Here is a 16151-nt window from a genome sequence, read left to right as displayed (position 1 = left end):
CCGTTTCATTTTGTCAGAGGCATTGAGGGGTTGCCGCAATTTCTTTTTATCTTCACCGCCTTAAACACTTGTTGGTACGTGAGCCGGAAATTCGTTTTCGATTTTGACAGCACGCTGACCCGGGTTGAGGCCCTGGATGTCCTGGCGGAAATTACCCTGGAAGGCCGGGAAGACCGGGATGCCATCATCCGGGAGATTCAGCAGATCACCAACCTGGGCATCGACGGGGATATCTCCTTTACGGAGTCCCTGGAACGGCGTATCCGGTTGCTCGGGGCGCACCGGAAAGACCTGGAACCCCTCATAGGGATGCTGCGGGAGAAAATTTCAAAATCCATTGCAACCAACAGGGAATTCTTTGAAAAATTTGCGGATGACATCTATGTGATTTCCTGCGGTTTCAAGGAGTTTATCGATCCGATTGTCCGGGAATACAACATTCCGGAAGAACGGGTTTTTGCAAACACCTTCGAGTTTGACGAGCAGGGCCGCATTACCGGATTCGACACGGCCAATGTACTGGCTTCCCACAACGGAAAGATCGAATGCCTCCGGGCACTCGACCTGGAAGGGGAGGTACAGGTCATCGGCGACGGCTACAGCGATTACGTGATGCGCGAGGCCGGTATAGCCCATAAATTCTTTGCCTATACCGAGAATGTCCACCGCGAAAAGGCCGCCCGAAATGCCGACCATATCGCACCTAACCTTGATGAATTTTTATTTGTAAACGATTTGCCACGAAATCTATCCTACCCCAAGAACCGGATCAAGATCCTCCTGCTGGAGAATGTTCACCCGGCAGCATTTAAAAACCTTTCCGAAGACGGATTTTCCGTCGAACTGGTCAAACACAGCCTCCCGGAGGAAGAACTGATCGAAAAAATCAAGGGTGTCCATGTATTGGGTATCCGGTCCAAGACCCGGGTCACCAAGAAAGTACTGGATGCCGCCGATAAGCTTTTGATTGTCGGGGCCTTTTGCATCGGGACCACCCAAATCGAACTCGAGTACGCCCGCCAGAAAGGGGTGGTGGTCTTCAACGCCCCCTACAGCAACACGCGTTCCGTGGTGGAACTCGCCATCGGGGAGATCATCGTCCTGATGCGGAGCATTTTTCCCAGGAGCACGGAAATCCACAACGGGGAATGGCATAAAACCGCAGCAAATGCCCGGGAAATCCGGGGGAAGAACCTGGGGATTGTCGGGTACGGGAATATCGGGAAACAACTCTCCGTGTTGGCCGAGGCCATGGGCATGCGCGTGTACTATTACGACGTGAACGAACAACTCGCCCTGGGCAATGCCGTTAAATGTGACACGCTGGAAGACCTGCTCGGCGTCTCCGACGTGGTCACCCTGCACATAGACGACAACCCTGCCAACCGGAATTTCATCGGGGAACGGGAACTCGCCCAGATGCGCACGGGGGCCTACCTGATCAACCTGTCCCGGGGGTTCGTGGTGGATATCCCGGCTTTGGTCGGAGCCCTGAAATCCGGAAAGCTCGCAGGTGCCGCCATCGACGTGTACCCGGAAGAACCTGCCAGCAACGGCCCGTTTGAAACTGAACTGAGAAACCTGGATAACGTGATCCTCACCCCCCATATCGGCGGGAGCACCGAGGAGGCCCAGCGGGATATAGCCGACTTTGTCCCGAACAAGATCATGGACTATATCAATTCGGGCAGTACGGTAGACGCGGTGAATTTTCCGAACATCCGGCTGCCCAAACAACAAAATGCGCACCGTTTCCTGCACATCCACAAAAATGTCCCCGGGATCATGGCCCATATCAATAAGGTCCTGGCGTCCTACGACATGAATATCATCGGCCAGTACCTGTCGACAGACCCAGAAGTGGGCTACGTAATCACCGACCTGGATAAGGAGTACAACAAAGCGGTCATCAAGGAACTCAAGGCCATCGAGCACACGATTAAGTTCCGGGTGCTCTACTAACCGTCTCCGTCCGGGACATCCGCTCGCCCCGCACGCAGGAATATCTCATGCCTTGCTTCCCGGGTGCTTCCCGGGATCCAGCGGGCAGCCAGTTGATCCATCCATTCGGGCACCGGGTCCCTTTCGGTGTGCAACAGGTGGCGTGTAGCCGACCAGGAATACAGGTATCCGGCTATATCCTCCAGTGCCACCTCACGGCGTATGGAATACGGGCCGGGCATTTCGATTTCTTCCCAGGGGAAGGGCAGGTTGGCGTATGCCGCTTCCACGTATCGTCGTTCGGGCTCCCAATAGGGGCCCACCACCTGCCGGTAATACCGATCGAGCCAGGCATCGGTTTCCGGGTCGGTTTTCAGTAAGCCGTAACCCCAGACGGCCAGCACGCCTCCCGGTTTGAGCAACCGTCGCGCCTCGTTGTGGAATGCCGGGATGTCGAACCAGTGGATGGCCTGGGCCACACAGATCAGGTCGAACGTCCCGTTGGCAAAACCGGTGGCTTCCGCCCGCTGCCGGCTGTAGGTAATGTTGGGGGCCGAAGGGGCTTGCCGCAATTGTTCTTCGCTGATATCGATAGCGTTTACCTGCTGGAAATAAGGTGAAAGGGCCCGGGCTACCTGCCCGTTGCCGGTGGCACAATCCAGCGCCCGTTGCCTGTCGGGAACCAGGGCGATTATATCTTCCAGCAAATTTGCCGGATAGGAAGGCCGGAATCGCCGGTAATCTGCGGCCTGCTCGGAAAACAAGTCTTTCGGTTGCTTCATCTTTGTCGCTTTTTAACGGTGCCGCCCGGGCGGTATTCCGCAACGTGGGAACAGGCCCGGGGGCGGCCTTCCCCGTCAGTCATTGTGGTAGGGATCCCCCCTCAGGATGGAAAAAGCCCGGTAGAGCTGTTCCACCGCCAGGAGCCGGACCACCTGGTGGTTGAAGGTCATCTTCGAGAGGCTCACCGTCCTATCGGCCCGGGTGCGCAGGCCTTCTGAAAAGCCGTAGGCCCCGCCGATAACCAGTACGAGCCTTTTCGGCCCGGCATTCATACATTTCTGCAACTGCCCTGCAAACCCCCGGGAGGAATACTCCCGCCCCTTTTCATCGAGCAGCCAAAGGGCATCCTGGGGATGTAACGCCCGGAGGATGGCTTCCGCTTCTTTTTCTTTCAGCTGTTCCGGTTTAACCTTCCCTTTGGTTCGAATATCCGGGACGATCCCGATTTCAAAAGGGATGTAGTGGTTGAGTCGGCGTTCGAAGTCCGCAATGAGAGCCTCCAACGGGCCGGCATCTGTTTTGCCAACAGCGAGCAGAATGAGCTTCATCCGGTAAAAATACGGTATGCGGGCCAATTCGGGAAATCTCCCGTTCCGCAGTGTATCCCCCACCGATTCGGTCTGATTGGCCCGGGTCTAACCCGAACATTTTGTTACTTTAGCGATAGAAAAAGAACAAATGATTTCAGCCGAAAAATTCCAGCAGGAAATTGACCGGATTATTGAAACGTCGCTGCGGGAAGATATTGGTGACGGGGACCACAGTTCCCTGGCCTGTATCCCGGCGTCGGCGGCGGGGCGGGCCCGCCTGCTGGTCAAGGACCGGGGAATCCTGGCCGGCGTGGACCTGGCGCGACAGGTTTTCCAGGCGGTAGACCCGGACCTGGACATGGAAGTTTTATTGCAGGACGGGAGCAACGTGGGGCACGGGGACACGGCATTTTTTGTCTCGGGATCCTCCCAGAGTATCCTTCGCGCCGAGAGGCTGGTCCTCAACGCGATGCAGCGAATGAGTGCGATTGCCACCAAAACACGCAGGTATGTGAACCTGCTCGAAGGGACGGGCACCAAAATCCTGGACACCCGAAAGACCACCCCGGGCATCCGCGCCCTGGAGAAATGGGCCGTCCGCATCGGGGGCGGCACAAACCACCGGTTTGCCCTCTACGACATGATCATGCTGAAAGACAACCATATAGACTTTGCCGGGGGAATCCGGGAAGCCATTAGCAAGACCCGGGAATACCTGGCAAGTACCGGCCGCGACCTGAAGATCATCGTCGAAGCCCGAAACCTCGTGGAAGTAGATGAAATACTCGCCTGCCAGGGCGTCCACCGGATCCTCCTGGATAACTTCAACTATGCAGACACCCGGGAAGCCGTGCGGCGGATCGGGGATCGGTGCGAAACCGAATCCTCCGGGGGGATCGACGAAAAAACACTGCGGGCCTTTGCGGAATGCGGGGTGGATTATATCTCCTCCGGGGCACTCACGCATTCGGTCCACAACCTGGACATGAGCCTTAAAGCGGTCTAGATGGGGCAGAATTTCATCGAAAAACTGGAGCGCATGCCCGTTATCCGCTGGGTGGTATTTGCCTTAAAGCGGGTTCAGCTAAAGGCATTCGAAGGGCTCTCCCTCTTCGACCTGATCGTCATGTACGCCCGGGGAATCATTCGCGGGGCGCTCTCCACCCGTGCCAGCGCCATTGCCTTCAGCCTGTTCCTGGCCATTTTTCCCCTGTTGATCTTCCTGGTTACCCTCATCCCTTTCGTGATCCCCCTGGTCAGCGTGGGCAACAGCAATTTTGACGCCCAGTTCCTGAGTTTTCTGGAGGCCTTCCTCCCGCAGGCCACCGGGGAGTATTTCACGGAGGTCTATCAGCAAATCCGCGACCAGAAACAGGGTGGGCTCGTATCCTCGGCCTTCCTGATTTCCATCCTGTTGATGGCCAACGGCGTGAATGCTATTTTCGGGGGCTTTGAGAACAGTTACCACATCGAACTCACGCGGAATTTCTTCAAGCAATATGCCTATGCGCTATTCGTGGGGCTTATCCTCTCGGTCCTCCTGATTGTCGGGGCGGTTTTTTACGTCTATTTCGAGTTTTACGTCCTGGGATACCTCACCGAATTCACGGCACGCAACAGCGGGGTGGTCCTGGACGAAGGAGAGATCCTAGGGGTCCGGGTGGGTAAAGTATTGTTCTTTATCCTGCTTACCTACCTCACCACCGCCATCCTCTACTACTTTGGCACGACCGAGGGGAAGAAGGCCAAATTTTTCTCCTACGGCGCGCTGATGACCACCTTGCTCATCCTGCTGACTTCCTACCTGTTTGGCGTCTACATCGATAATTTTGCCAGGTACAACGAGCTTTACGGGGCACTGAGCGGCCTGTTGATCCTGATGATTTATATCTGGCTGAATTCGAATATCCTGCTGCTCGGGTTTGAGCTAAACGCCACGCTGAATTACTTGCGCAAAAGTTTCCCGCGAGATGAATGAGGCGGGGACCGGAGCGGATGCCAGCCCCCGGGGCTCCAGCCCAAAGGATTCGTCGGGCGCGCGCTATGTGGAGGTGCTCCTCCCGATGCCGCTGGAGCGGAATTTCACCTATGCCCTGGGAGACATCCCGCCGGGTACGCTCCGTCCCGGGACCCGGGTAGCAGTACCCTTCGGGAAATCCAAATTGTATACGGGCCTGGTAGTGGGCTTCGGACACCGGGCACCCGAGGCGTATGAGGCCAAGGAGGTGTACCGCGTGCTGGACGAGGAGCCCCTGGTCACCGAATTGCAGCTCCGGCACTGGCAATGGATTGCGGATTATTACATGTGTACTGCCGGCGAGGTATTCCGTACAGCCGTGCCTTCGGTTTTCCTTTTACAGAGCGAAACCCGGGTCATGCTGCGGGAAGGGGCGGACCCCGACGAAAAGGATTTGGACGATACCGAATTCCTGATCCTGGAGGCATTGCAGCACCAACCGGTACTCTCGGTGGGCGAAATAGGGGATATCGTGGACCGCAAATCCGTTTTGCCCATCCTCCACCGGATGATCGGCCGGGATTTACTGGTATTGCAGGAAAAGCTCCAACAGGGATATAAACCCCTGCGGGCCCGTTTTATCCGGTTACACCCGGACTACGAGGACCAGGCCGCACTCGGGGAGTTGATGGACTCCATGGGGCGGGCCCCGAAACAATCCGAGCTCCTCCTGCATTTATTCCAATTGCGGCGGGGAACCGACAAACCCATTCGCAGCAAGGTATTGCAGGAGCAATCCGGAACTTCCCGGGCAGTTTTAAAAGCGTTGATCGATAAGGGCGTCCTGGAAGAGTACTTCCTGGAGGAAGACCGGATTGTATCCCCGGGGGGCGGGGCGCAGCATCAACCCCCGGAGTTGAATGCCCTTCAGGAGGAGGCCCTGGGAGCCATTCGCAGCGGTTTTGAATCGGATCGGCCGGTCCTTCTCCACGGGGTAACCTCCTCCGGAAAGACCGAGGTGTACCTCCGCCTGATCCTCGATATGGTGGCGGCAGGGCGGCAGGTTTTGTACCTGGTCCCTGAAATCGCCATTACGGAACAACTCGTGAGGAGGTTGCAACGGGTCCTGGGCCATCGCGTGGCCGTTTTCCATTCCCGCCACAGCATGCAGGAACGGGCCGAACTTTGGTACCATGTACGCGCCGGGGAGGAAAAGGCGTCGGTAATCCTGGGAGCCCGCTCAGCCCTCTTTCTGCCATTTGCAGACCTGGGCCTCATCGTAGTGGACGAAGAGCACGAAAACACTTATAAGCAATTCGACCCGGCACCGAGATATCACGCCCGGGATGCTGCCATTGTACTGGCCGGCCTATCCGGGGCCCGGGTGGTTCTCGGCTCCGCCACACCGAGTATCGAGAGCTATCACAATGCCCGGTCGGGAAAATACGCCTATGCCCGACTGGACCGGCGGTTCGGGGATGTGCTGCTGCCGGAGATGGAACTGGTAGACCTCGCGGAGCAGTTCCGGAAAAAGAAGATGCAGGGACATTTTTCAGAGCGGTTGCGGGAGGAGGTTGAGGGTGCCCTGGGGCAGGGCGGGCAGGTGATCCTGTTCCAGAATCGCAGGGGCTTTGCACCCATTGTGGAATGTGCGAGTTGCGGCCATGCCCCCCAGTGCCGAAATTGCGACGTCAGCCTGACCTTCCACCGGCACCGCAAGGAGCTCCGGTGCCACTACTGCGGTTTCCACCGGCTCCTGGAAAACACCTGCGAAGCCTGTGGCAACCCCACGCTGGACACCAAGGGATTCGGCACGGAACAGGTGGAGGCGGAGCTGGCGGAATTGTTCCCCAAGGCCCGAACGGCCCGGATGGACCTGGACACCACCCGCGGCAAGCACGCCTACGGCCGCATTATCCAGGCTTTTGAAGCGCGGGAAACGGACATTTTGGTCGGGACGCAAATGCTGACCAAGGGGCTCGACTTCCGGAATGTGGCGCTGGTGGGCATCATGAATGCGGACTCCCTGCTGAACTTCCCCCACTTCCGGGCCCACGAACGCTGCTTCCAGCTTTTGACGCAGGTGGCGGGACGCGCGGGGCGCACGCGGGAGCGGGGCCGGGTGCTGATCCAGACGTACAACCCGAACCACCAGATTCTCCAGCAGGTTGCCTCCGGGGCCTATGATGCGATGTATGCCGAACAGGTCTACGAACGGGAGCAGTTTGGCTACCCGCCGGCCCTCAGGATCATCCGGATCACCTTTCGCCACCGGGAATACAATCGGGTAGGGGAGGGCGCCGCCTGGTTTGCCCGGTCTATGCGGATGCATTTCGGAAAGGACGTCCTGGGGCCGGAATTCCCTCCGGTAGCGCGGATCCGGAACCAGTACCACAAGAATATCCTATTGAAGATCCGGCCGGGCAGCGGGCTGGCCCAAACAAAAAATAGCATTAAAAGAATCGAATCGTCTTTTAATGCTATTTCGCAATTCCGAAGTATACGTGTGATCTATAACGTCGACTACATTTAGTTAAACATTGCTCAAGGCTTCCGCGAGTTCCGTCTTCTTGTTACGGCTCAACGGGATCGAGCGTCCGCTTACCTCCACGTTTTTACTGTTGAATTTTTCGATTTTCTCCAGGTTGACGATATAGGATTTGTGGATCCTCAGGAATTTGTCTTCCGGCAACTGTTTCTCAAAAGCTTTCATCGTGGATAAAATAACGATGTTCGCCTCGTCGGTCACCAGTTTGATGTAATCTCCCAGGGCTTCGATCCACTTGATGTCGTTGAGGATGACCTTGCGTTTTTTCAGGTTGCTTTTCACGAAGATGTGCTCCTCGTCCTCATTCACCTTGTGCATCTGCTCGTATTTGGACACCGCGCGTTTTACGGAGGCGTCAAACCGGGCCATGGTAATCGGTTTGTGCAGGTAATCCGTCACGTCGTAGTCAAACGCCTTGAGGGCGTAATCCGGTTTCCCGGTGATCAGGATTACCTGGGGCGGATTTTCCAGGGATTCCAACAGGTCGAAACCGTTGATGATGGGCATTTCCACATCCAGGAAAATCAGGTCAATTTCATTGTTTTTGATGCCGTTTTTGGCTTCAATAGCATTGCTGTACTCAGCAACCAAGGCTAAATTCGGGTGATTATTCACCAATTTCGCAACCGCCATTCGTTGCATTGATGAATCATCAACCACAATACTCCTTAATTTCATAAATGGTTGATTTGTGGGGTTTAATCATCTACAAAGTACTTAAAAATCAGCGGTGTCGACAACTAAAGTTGTAAACATGGTGTGAATTACTGTACGGTTTGCAGACGACTTTCAGTCATTTGATTTGGGTTCAGGTTAAGCTCTAATTTTTAATCCTTCCTAGCTATAACGATCTTTTTTTGGATTTCTTGTAAAAAGGCCAAAGAATTCTTACTTTTGCGCACCTTAAATTAAACTCTTAATATGAACCATTACGAAACTGTTTTCATTTTAAATCCCGTTCTATCTGATACGCAGATAGAGGAAACAGTTAAGAAATTTGAAAATTTCTTGACCAAGAATGGTGCCAAGATGGTCTCCAAGGAAGATTGGGGACTCAAGAAACTGGCCTATCCCATTCAGCACAAAAAGAGCGGATTCTACCATCTGTTCGAATTCACGGCTCCCGGCGAGGTCATTGGCCCGTACGAACAGGAGTTCAAGAGGGATGAGCGCATCATGCGCTTCCTCACCGTGAAGTTGGACAAACACGCCGTCGCATGGGCGGAGAAACGCCGTAACAAATTAAAAGCTAAAGCCTAAGGATATGGCCACACTGCAACAACAGGCAAAAGGAAAAAAAGACGGGGAGATCCGGTATCTGACCCCGCTGAATATTGAGACCAGCAAAGAGAAGAAGTATTGCCGCTTCAAGAAATCCGGTATTAAGTATATCGATTACAAGGATCCGGATTTCCTGATGAAGCTGGTGAACGAGCAGGGCAAGATCCTGCCGCGCCGGCTGACGGGTACCTCCCTGAAGTACCAGCGGAAAGTAGCCCAGGCGATTAAGCGTTCGCGCCACCTGGCGTTGATGCCCTATGTAGGTGATTTATTAAAGTAAACGGAAGGAATCATGGAATTGATACTCAAGAAAGACGTAGAGAACCTCGGGTTCAAGGACGACCTGGTATCCGTCAAGAACGGCTATGGCCGGAACTACCTGATTCCCCAGGGGATGGCGGTACTGGCTACCCCTTCTGCCAAAAAGGTACTCGCCGAGGACCTGCGCCAGCGGGCCCATAAGGAAAAGCAGGCCATCGACGCTGCCGAGAAGACAGCCGAAGCCCTGAAGGCTCTGGAAATTAAAATCCCCGCCAAAGTAGGGGAAGCGGACAAACTGTTTGGTTCCGTTACCAACGCCGACCTGGCGGCTGCCCTGGAGAAAGAGGGACACGCTATCGAGAAGAAGTATATCAGCATCAAAGGAGGCGCTATCAAGCGCGCCGGACCCTACGAGGCGGAAATCCGGCTGCACCGCGAGGTACAGGTGGAGTTTGCCTTTGAGGTGGTGGCTGAACAAAACTAAGCCCGACCGGCAAATAGATAAGAGTCCATCCTGGCCATCAGGGTGGGCTTTTTTTATAAACCGAATTGCGGAGGATGAAATACGAAAGGCTTACACGCGAACAGTTGGAGGAACTGCACCTGGAATTCATCAATTTCCTGGCAACGCAATCCATCACGGCCGAGGAATGGGACCGGATTAAGCGGGAAACGCCCCAGGTGGCCGAAGACGAAATCGATGTCTTCAGCGACCTGGTCTGGGAGGGCGTCCTGTCCCGGGTAGAATACCTGGAACAGATCGAGGCGCAGCAAATGCATCTGTTCCACATGACAAAGCGCGAGATGAAACTGATTTCCGTCCGGGTAATGAACCCGGAAATCGATCTCAGGTCGCAGGAAGGGTTTGGCTGGTTCAAGAAAAACTGGCAGTCCGATTTTGTGGAGTACCTCACGGCGGCCAAGGCGTATTCGGACGATCCGAATGCGGATAAATTCGAATTGATCCGAAAGGGGGCGACCATTACCAAAGGCGACCTGTACCGCTGGTTTGACGAGGTGATTGAAAACTAACGGCAAGCCTTGAAAACTAACCTCCCCAGGGACTGGCACCCTCCCGTCTTTCCGCTATATTTGCATGAGCCTGTGTCGGATCATCCCAGGCTCCGGAAATAACCACACGAATTCAAGCCGCCTTATGGCAAGAAAACCATCCATCCCGAAAGGTACAAGGGATTTTAGCCCGCAGGAGGTTGCAAGGCGCAACCATATCATCGGGGCCATCCGCGAACAATTTGAGCGGTTCGGCTTCCAGCCCATCGAAACCCCGTCCTTTGAGAATTACGACACCCTCATGGGCAAATACGGGGAGGAAGGCGACCGGTTGATTTTCAAGATCCTGAATTCGGGGGATTTTTTAAAAAAGGCAGACGCGACCGTCCTGCAGGATAAAGACTCCGCCGGGCTCACTCCGCAAATAGCGGAAAAAGCCCTCCGGTACGACCTGACCGTGCCCTTTGCGCGCTATGTGGTGATGCACCAGAACGAAATCGATTTTCCCTTCAAACGCTACCAGATCCAGCCTGTCTGGCGGGCAGACCGGCCGCAAAGGGGGCGGTTCCGGGAGTTCTACCAGTGCGATGCGGATGTGGTGGGCGCCACCGGGCTCATCCAGGAAGCGGAGTTTATCCAGCTATACGACCGGGTCTTTGCCTCTCTGGGCCTGAATGGGGTAACCATCAAGCTGAACCACCGCAAGGTGTTGTCCGGCATTGCCGAAGTCATCGGGGCTGCCGACCGGCTGACGGATTTTACCGTAGCCCTGGACAAACTCGACAAGATCGGGAGGGAAAAGGTGGAAGCCGAGATGGAGGAAAAGGGGATTTCCCGGGAGGCCATCCGCAAAGCGGCACCCCTGTTCGACCTGAGCGGGGAGGCTTCCGGACAACTGGCCGCACTGCGCGGGCTGCTCGCCAAATCGCCGACTGGGCTGCAGGGCGTGGAGGAATTGGAAGAATTGCTCGACCTGACCCGGCAGATGGGATTGGAAGCGGGTAAGTGCGTGCTCGACGTTACACTGGCCCGCGGCCTGAACTACTACACCGGGACCATCTTTGAGGTGGCAGCCCCGGAAACGGTGCAAATGGGGTCCATTGGCGGGGGCGGCCGCTACGACGACCTGACGGGCATCTTTGGCCTCAGGGATGTCAGCGGGGTTGGGATTTCCTTTGGCCTGGACCGGATTTGCCTGGTAATGGAGGAGCTTGGGTTGTTCCCGGAAACCCTGGACCGCGCCCTGGATGTGTTCTGCATCAATTTTGGCCCGGAAGAGGCGCGGTCAGCGCTCCGGTTGGTCATGCGCCTGCGTTCCCGCGGGATCCGGGCAGACCTCTACCCAAATGACGCCAAGGTGGGCAAGCAATTTAAATACGCAGATAAACGGGATGTCCCCTTCGTCGTCCTGATCGGGGACGAGGAGTTGCGCAAAGGGGAGTTTACCGTCCGGGACATGCGCGGGGGCGGGCAGCAATCCTACCCGCTGGATGCATGGGAAGACTTTGCCGATACCCTTTCCGCATAACGGCAACAGCCTGTATTACTACAGCCTTTTTTTGACCTCTTTGACGATCCGGGAATAATATTGGGCCCCGTGCGGTACGTATTCCCCGGGCCGGGCCAGCCCCCAGGTTTCTTCGGCAAATTGCAGGAGGGGGATAAGCCGGAGTTCCGCAACTTCGGATTGCTGGGGGGTGAGCGCCCCAAAGGGCTGGCTGAGCCGGCAGAGGTATACATGCCGGAACTCCCGGTCACGGATTCCCCCGGGGTGGTCCCGGGAATCCTTCACAGTGGTTATCGGTATGAGCTGGTCCGCGGATACCTCCAGGCCAATCTCTTCGCGTATCTCCCGCACTGCCCCTTCCAGCGGGCTTTCCCCTGCGCCGACATGACCGGCAACGGAAACGTCCCAGACGCCCGGGTCGGTAGCTTTGTCCTCGGCGCGACGCTGCAGCAAGACGCGTCCATCGGAGGTGTAGAACCAGACGTGGACGGTGGGATGGTACCAGCCTTCCCGGTGGGCTTCCGACTTCAGCGCCGTTTTGCCGGTGGGATTGCCGTCTGCGTCCCAGATATCTATCCGCTCATCCACCTTGTCTGCGGGTTGGTTAATCGAAGTAGCTGAACGTTTCCCCTTCCTCGATGGTCAAAAGCGTTTCGTAAATGAGCCGGATGACATTCGCCACATCTTCCTTTTGCACCATTTCCACCGTGGTGTGCATATACCGCAACGGCAGGGAAATCAGGGCGGAAGCCACCCCCCCGTTGCTGTAGGCAAATGCATCCGTGTCCGTCCCGGTTTGTCTGGAAGCCGCCAGGCGCTGGAACGGAATGTCATTCTTTTGGGCGGTTTGCAGGATGCGTTCCCTGAGTTTGTTCTGAACAGCCGGGGCGTAGGAGATCACCGGCCCCGCCCCGATTTCGGTATGCCCCTCTTTTTTCTTGTCGATCATCGGGGTGGTTGTATCGTGGCAGACATCCGTAATTATCGCGGCATTCGGTTTGATCCGCTGGGTGATCATTTCGGCCCCCCGCAACCCGATTTCCTCCTGGACCGAATTCGTCACATAGAGACCAAAGGGTAGTTTCTTGCCGTTTTCCTTTAACAAGCGGGCTACCTGGGCAATCATAAAGCCTCCGGCCCGGTTGTCGATGGCCCGGCAGACAAACTTGTTTCCGGCCAAAACCTGGAAGTTGTCCGGGTAGGTAATAACACAGCCTACATGCACGCCCATCTTCTCAACCTCCTCTTTATCCTTGGCCCCGATATCTATAAAGATGTTTTCGAGTTTGGGCGGCTCCTCTTTCGACTTGTCGCGGGTATGGATGGCCGGCCAACCGAAAATTCCCTTAACGATGCCGTTGGCCGTATGGATATTCACCCATTTCGACGGGGCGATCTGGTGGTCGCTGCCCCCATTGCGGATCACGTAGATCAGTCCGTTGTCCGTAATATAGTTGACATACCAGGAAATTTCGTCACTGTGCCCTTCGATAACCACCTTGTAGGGGGCATCCGGGTTGATGACGCCTACAGCGGTTCCATAGGTGTCCGTGATAAAGGTGTCCACATAGGGTTTCAGGTAGGACATCCAAATTTTCTGGCCCTCCCATTCATAGCCGGTCGGGGAGGCGTTATTCAGATATTTTTCAAAAAATTCCAGGGATTCCGGAGTGAGAATGCTGTCTGCGTTCATGTAGCTTTGTTTGCTGCAAACTTAGCAATATTCACTTTTATTTAATACTTCCAGCCTGGCTTTATCGTTACTTTTGGCAAGGCCTTTGATTGAATATGTCTATGCGTTTTTCCCGTAAAACCTTATTGGCGATCCTGCAGATCTCCCTGCTGCCGGCTTGGCTCATCGGGCAGGTGCCCGAACAGGAACTGGATTCGGTGGAGGAGCAAATGATCATCCTGGAGGGGGATAGTATTTTCCGCAGCTCCATCGAGCTGGACGCGGTGTATATTTTCGGAAAACTGAAGTTCGACTCCTATGACGACAAACTCCGGTACCTGATCCTCAGAAGGAAGACCATCAAGGTGTATCCGTACGCGAAGCTCGCCTCGGAGCGGCTCGTAGAACTCAACAGCCGCCTCGAGAGCATCACCTCCAGGCGGAAGCAGAAACGCTACACGCGCATTGTACAGCGGTTCATCGAAGACGAGTTCGCCGCTGAGCTGAAGAAGCTCACGCGGACCGAGGGCCAGATCCTGGTGAAACTGATCTACCGGCAGACGGGCATTACCGCTTTTGACCTGGTGAAACAACTCAGGAGCGGCTGGCGGGCCTTCTGGTACCAGACTACCGCAAGCCTGTTCGATATCAGCATCAAGGAGGAGTTCCACCCGGAAAGCGTCCACGAGGATTACCTGATCGAGGATATTCTGCAGCGGGCTTTCGCGGCAAATATACTGGAGCGGCAGGAATCCGTACTGGATTACGACTACGCCTCCCTGACCAACCAGTGGAGCAGCGCCAAAAAGAAGGAAAATTAGTTGCAGGGTTCTTTTTTTTCCGTTATCTTCCTTGTCCTTTTTTTGGGGTTGATACAACCAAATTTCTCGTTCTAAGCGGGTTAGGTGTCAGGCCGGAAAAAAGAAAAAAATTTTACGCATTTATGTGATTGTTTTTCAAAAAAAGCATTCTATATTTGCACCCGCTTTTCGGGGTAAAACCTGGATGCGAGGAACAGAAAAAAGTTCATTGACATATTGACAGACAGCGTAGCTTCTGTCCGGGGTTATGGGTCGAAAGGCCTATGGATCTGATAACGGGCAGGAGTGATTGTACAAAATAAATAAACAACATCCGTCAAGGAATTAAGAAAAGAACCTGGACCGAGTTGGGACAAATAAGTTGTAGGAGTTACCTCTGGGATTACCGAGAGTTAAGTTATTTAAGATTCTACGATGAAGAGTTTGATCCTGGCTCAGGATGAACGCTAGCGGCAGGCCTAACACATGCAAGTCGAACGGTAACAGGGATTGCTTGCAATCCGCTGACGAGTGGCGCACGGGTGCGTAACGCGTATGGAACCTACCCTTTACTGGGGGATAGCCCGGAGAAATTCGGATTAATACCCCGTAGTATTGCTTAGTGGCATCACTTGAGCAATTAAAGCTTCGGCGGTAGAGGATGGCCATGCGTCCTATTAGCTTGATGGTGAGGTAACGGCTCACCATTGCTACGATAGGTAGGGGCCCTGAGAGGGGGATCCCCCACACTGGTACTGAGACACGGACCAGACTCCTACGGGAGGCAGCAGTGAGGAATATTGGACAATGGTCGAAAGACTGATCCAGCCATGCCGCGTGCAGGAAGACGGCCCTACGGGTTGTAAACTGCTTTTTTACGGGAAGAATAATGCCCACGTGTGGGCAGATGACGGTACCGTACGAATAAGACCGGCTAACTCCGTGCCAGCAGCCGCGGTAATACGAGGGTCCGAGCGTTATCCGGAATCATTGGGTTTAAAGGGTCCGCAGGCGGGCCAGTAAGTCAGGGGTGAAAGTTTGCGGCTCAACCGTAAAATTGCCTTTGATACTGCTGGTCTTGAGTTGTGGTGAAGTGGCCGGAATATGTGGTGTAGCGGTGAAATGCATAGATATCACATAGAACACCGATTGCGAAGGCAGGTCACTAACCACACACTGACGCTGATGGACGAAAGCGTGGGGAGCGAACGGGATTAGATACCCCGGTAGTCCACGCCGTAAACGATGGACACTAGCTGTTGGGGCTCACGCCTCAGCGGCCAAGCGAAAGTGATAAGTGTCCCACCTGGGGAGTACGTTCGCAAGAATGAAACTCAAAGGAATTGACGGGGGCCCGCACAAGCGGTGGAGCATGTGGTTTAATTCGATGATACGCGAGGAACCTTACCAGGGCTTAAATGTAGTGGGACAGGCTTAGAGATAGGCTTTTCTTCGGACTCATTACAAGGTGCTGCATGGTTGTCGTCAGCTCGTGCCGTGAGGTGTCAGGTTAAGTCCTATAACGAGCGCAACCCCTACCGTTAGTTGCCAGCGAGTAATGTCGGGGACTCTAACGGAACTGCCGGTGCAAACCGCGAGGAAGGTGGGGATGACGTCAAATCATCACGGCCCTTACGTCCTGGGCTACACACGTGCTACAATGGCCGGTACAATGAGCAGCCACTGCGCGAGCAGGAGCGAATCTAAAAAACCGGTCACAGTTCGGATCGGGGTCTGCAACTCGACCCCGTGAAGCTGGAATCGCTAGTAATCGGATATCAGCCATGATCCGGTGAATACGTTCCCGGGCCTTGTACACACCGCCCGTCAAGCCATGGAAGCCGGGAGTGCCTGAAGTCC

Annotated in this window: 15 protein-coding genes and 1 rRNA gene (1 of these 16 cut by a window edge); 11 read left to right on the top strand and 5 right to left on the bottom strand. The window is 55.0% G+C overall.

The window, feature by feature from the left end:
* Positions 1–78: 78 nt before the first annotated feature.
* Positions 79–1962, top strand: coding sequence for a phosphoglycerate dehydrogenase (gene serA / locus RB2501_RS12575; RefSeq protein ID WP_015755218.1), 1884 nt, complete (start codon positions 79–81; stop codon positions 1960–1962).
* Here the strand turns inward: serA and RB2501_RS12570 are convergent.
* Together RB2501_RS12570 and RB2501_RS12565 are read right to left on the bottom strand one after the other, a co-directional pair.
* On the bottom strand, positions 1959–2723 hold the full coding sequence (locus tag RB2501_RS12570) for a class I SAM-dependent methyltransferase (protein ID WP_015755217.1): 765 nt from the start codon (positions 2721–2723) through the stop codon (positions 1959–1961). The genes serA and RB2501_RS12570 overlap by 4 nt on opposite strands.
* A 75-nt stretch (positions 2724–2798) precedes the next feature.
* Positions 2799–3272, bottom strand: coding sequence for a 23S rRNA (pseudouridine(1915)-N(3))-methyltransferase RlmH (locus RB2501_RS12565; RefSeq protein ID WP_015755216.1), 474 nt, complete (start codon positions 3270–3272; stop codon positions 2799–2801).
* 130 nt (positions 3273–3402) lie between these two features.
* Here RB2501_RS12565 and nadC point away from each other — a divergent pair, with 130 nt between their 5' ends.
* From nadC to priA, 3 genes are read left to right on the top strand one after another with little or no spacing between them, the layout of a single operon-like run.
* Positions 3403–4260 carry a carboxylating nicotinate-nucleotide diphosphorylase gene (nadC, locus tag RB2501_RS12560; RefSeq protein ID WP_015755215.1) on the top strand — a complete coding sequence of 286 codons (858 nt, stop codon included), beginning with the start codon at positions 3403–3405 and terminating at the stop codon, positions 4258–4260.
* On the top strand, positions 4261–5232 hold the full coding sequence (locus tag RB2501_RS12555) for a YihY/virulence factor BrkB family protein (RefSeq protein ID WP_015755214.1): 972 nt from the start codon (positions 4261–4263) through the stop codon (positions 5230–5232).
* The gene (gene priA / locus RB2501_RS12550) at positions 5225–7744 is read left to right on the top strand and encodes a replication restart helicase PriA (protein ID WP_015755213.1); all 2520 of its coding nucleotides are present in this window, start codon (positions 5225–5227) and stop codon (positions 7742–7744) included. The genes RB2501_RS12555 and priA overlap by 8 nt, the downstream gene beginning before the upstream one ends.
* Here the strand turns inward: priA and RB2501_RS12545 are convergent, their stop codons facing one another.
* On the bottom strand, positions 7745–8437 hold the full coding sequence (locus RB2501_RS12545) for a LytR/AlgR family response regulator transcription factor (protein ID WP_041327243.1): 693 nt from the start codon (positions 8435–8437) through the stop codon (positions 7745–7747). It abuts the gene before it with no gap.
* A 243-nt stretch (positions 8438–8680) separates the two neighbouring features.
* On the opposite strand from RB2501_RS12545, the gene rpsF reads away from it, so the two are divergent.
* The 5 genes from rpsF to hisS all read left to right on the top strand — a co-directional run bounded on the left by rpsF (position 8681) and on the right by hisS (position 11840).
* Complete coding sequence (gene rpsF / locus RB2501_RS12540) at positions 8681–9019, top strand: 30S ribosomal protein S6 (RefSeq protein ID WP_015755211.1); 339 nt, start codon at positions 8681–8683, stop codon at positions 9017–9019.
* A 4-nt stretch (positions 9020–9023) separates the two neighbouring features.
* Positions 9024–9320 carry a 30S ribosomal protein S18 gene (gene rpsR, locus RB2501_RS12535; protein WP_015755210.1) on the top strand — a complete coding sequence of 99 codons (297 nt, stop codon included), beginning with the start codon at positions 9024–9026 and terminating at the stop codon, positions 9318–9320.
* Between the two features lie 12 nt (positions 9321–9332).
* On the top strand, positions 9333–9785 hold the full coding sequence (rplI, locus tag RB2501_RS12530; protein ID WP_015755209.1) for a 50S ribosomal protein L9: 453 nt from the start codon (positions 9333–9335) through the stop codon (positions 9783–9785).
* A gap of 74 nt (positions 9786–9859) precedes the next feature.
* Complete coding sequence (locus RB2501_RS12525) at positions 9860–10333, top strand: DUF6495 family protein (protein WP_015755208.1); 474 nt, start codon at positions 9860–9862, stop codon at positions 10331–10333.
* Positions 10334–10457: 124 nt separating this feature from the next.
* On the top strand, positions 10458–11840 hold the full coding sequence (gene hisS, locus RB2501_RS12520; RefSeq protein ID WP_015755207.1) for a histidine--tRNA ligase: 1383 nt from the start codon (positions 10458–10460) through the stop codon (positions 11838–11840).
* Between the two features lie 18 nt (positions 11841–11858).
* On the opposite strand, the gene RB2501_RS12515 is transcribed toward hisS, so the two are convergent.
* Both RB2501_RS12515 and RB2501_RS12510 read right to left on the bottom strand, forming a co-directional pair.
* Entirely contained in the window at positions 11859–12407 is a 549-nt protein-coding gene (locus tag RB2501_RS12515) for an NUDIX hydrolase (RefSeq protein WP_015755206.1), read from the bottom strand.
* A 16-nt stretch (positions 12408–12423) separates the two neighbouring features.
* Positions 12424–13512, bottom strand: coding sequence for a M42 family metallopeptidase (locus tag RB2501_RS12510; RefSeq protein WP_015755205.1), 1089 nt, complete (start codon positions 13510–13512; stop codon positions 12424–12426).
* A 101-nt stretch (positions 13513–13613) separates the two neighbouring features.
* Here RB2501_RS12510 and RB2501_RS12505 point away from each other — a divergent pair, with 101 nt between their 5' ends.
* Both RB2501_RS12505 and RB2501_RS12500 read left to right on the top strand, forming a co-directional pair.
* Complete coding sequence (locus RB2501_RS12505; protein WP_015755204.1) at positions 13614–14312, top strand: DUF4294 domain-containing protein; 699 nt, start codon at positions 13614–13616, stop codon at positions 14310–14312.
* A gap of 411 nt (positions 14313–14723) precedes the next feature.
* A 16S ribosomal RNA gene (locus tag RB2501_RS12500) occupies positions 14724–16151 on the top strand (it continues 95 nt past the right edge of the window).

Source organism: Robiginitalea biformata HTCC2501 (genome assembly GCF_000024125.1).
GTDB lineage: Bacteria > Bacteroidota > Bacteroidia > Flavobacteriales > Flavobacteriaceae > Robiginitalea > Robiginitalea biformata.
This window is presented reverse-complemented; position numbering and strand designations above follow the sequence as displayed.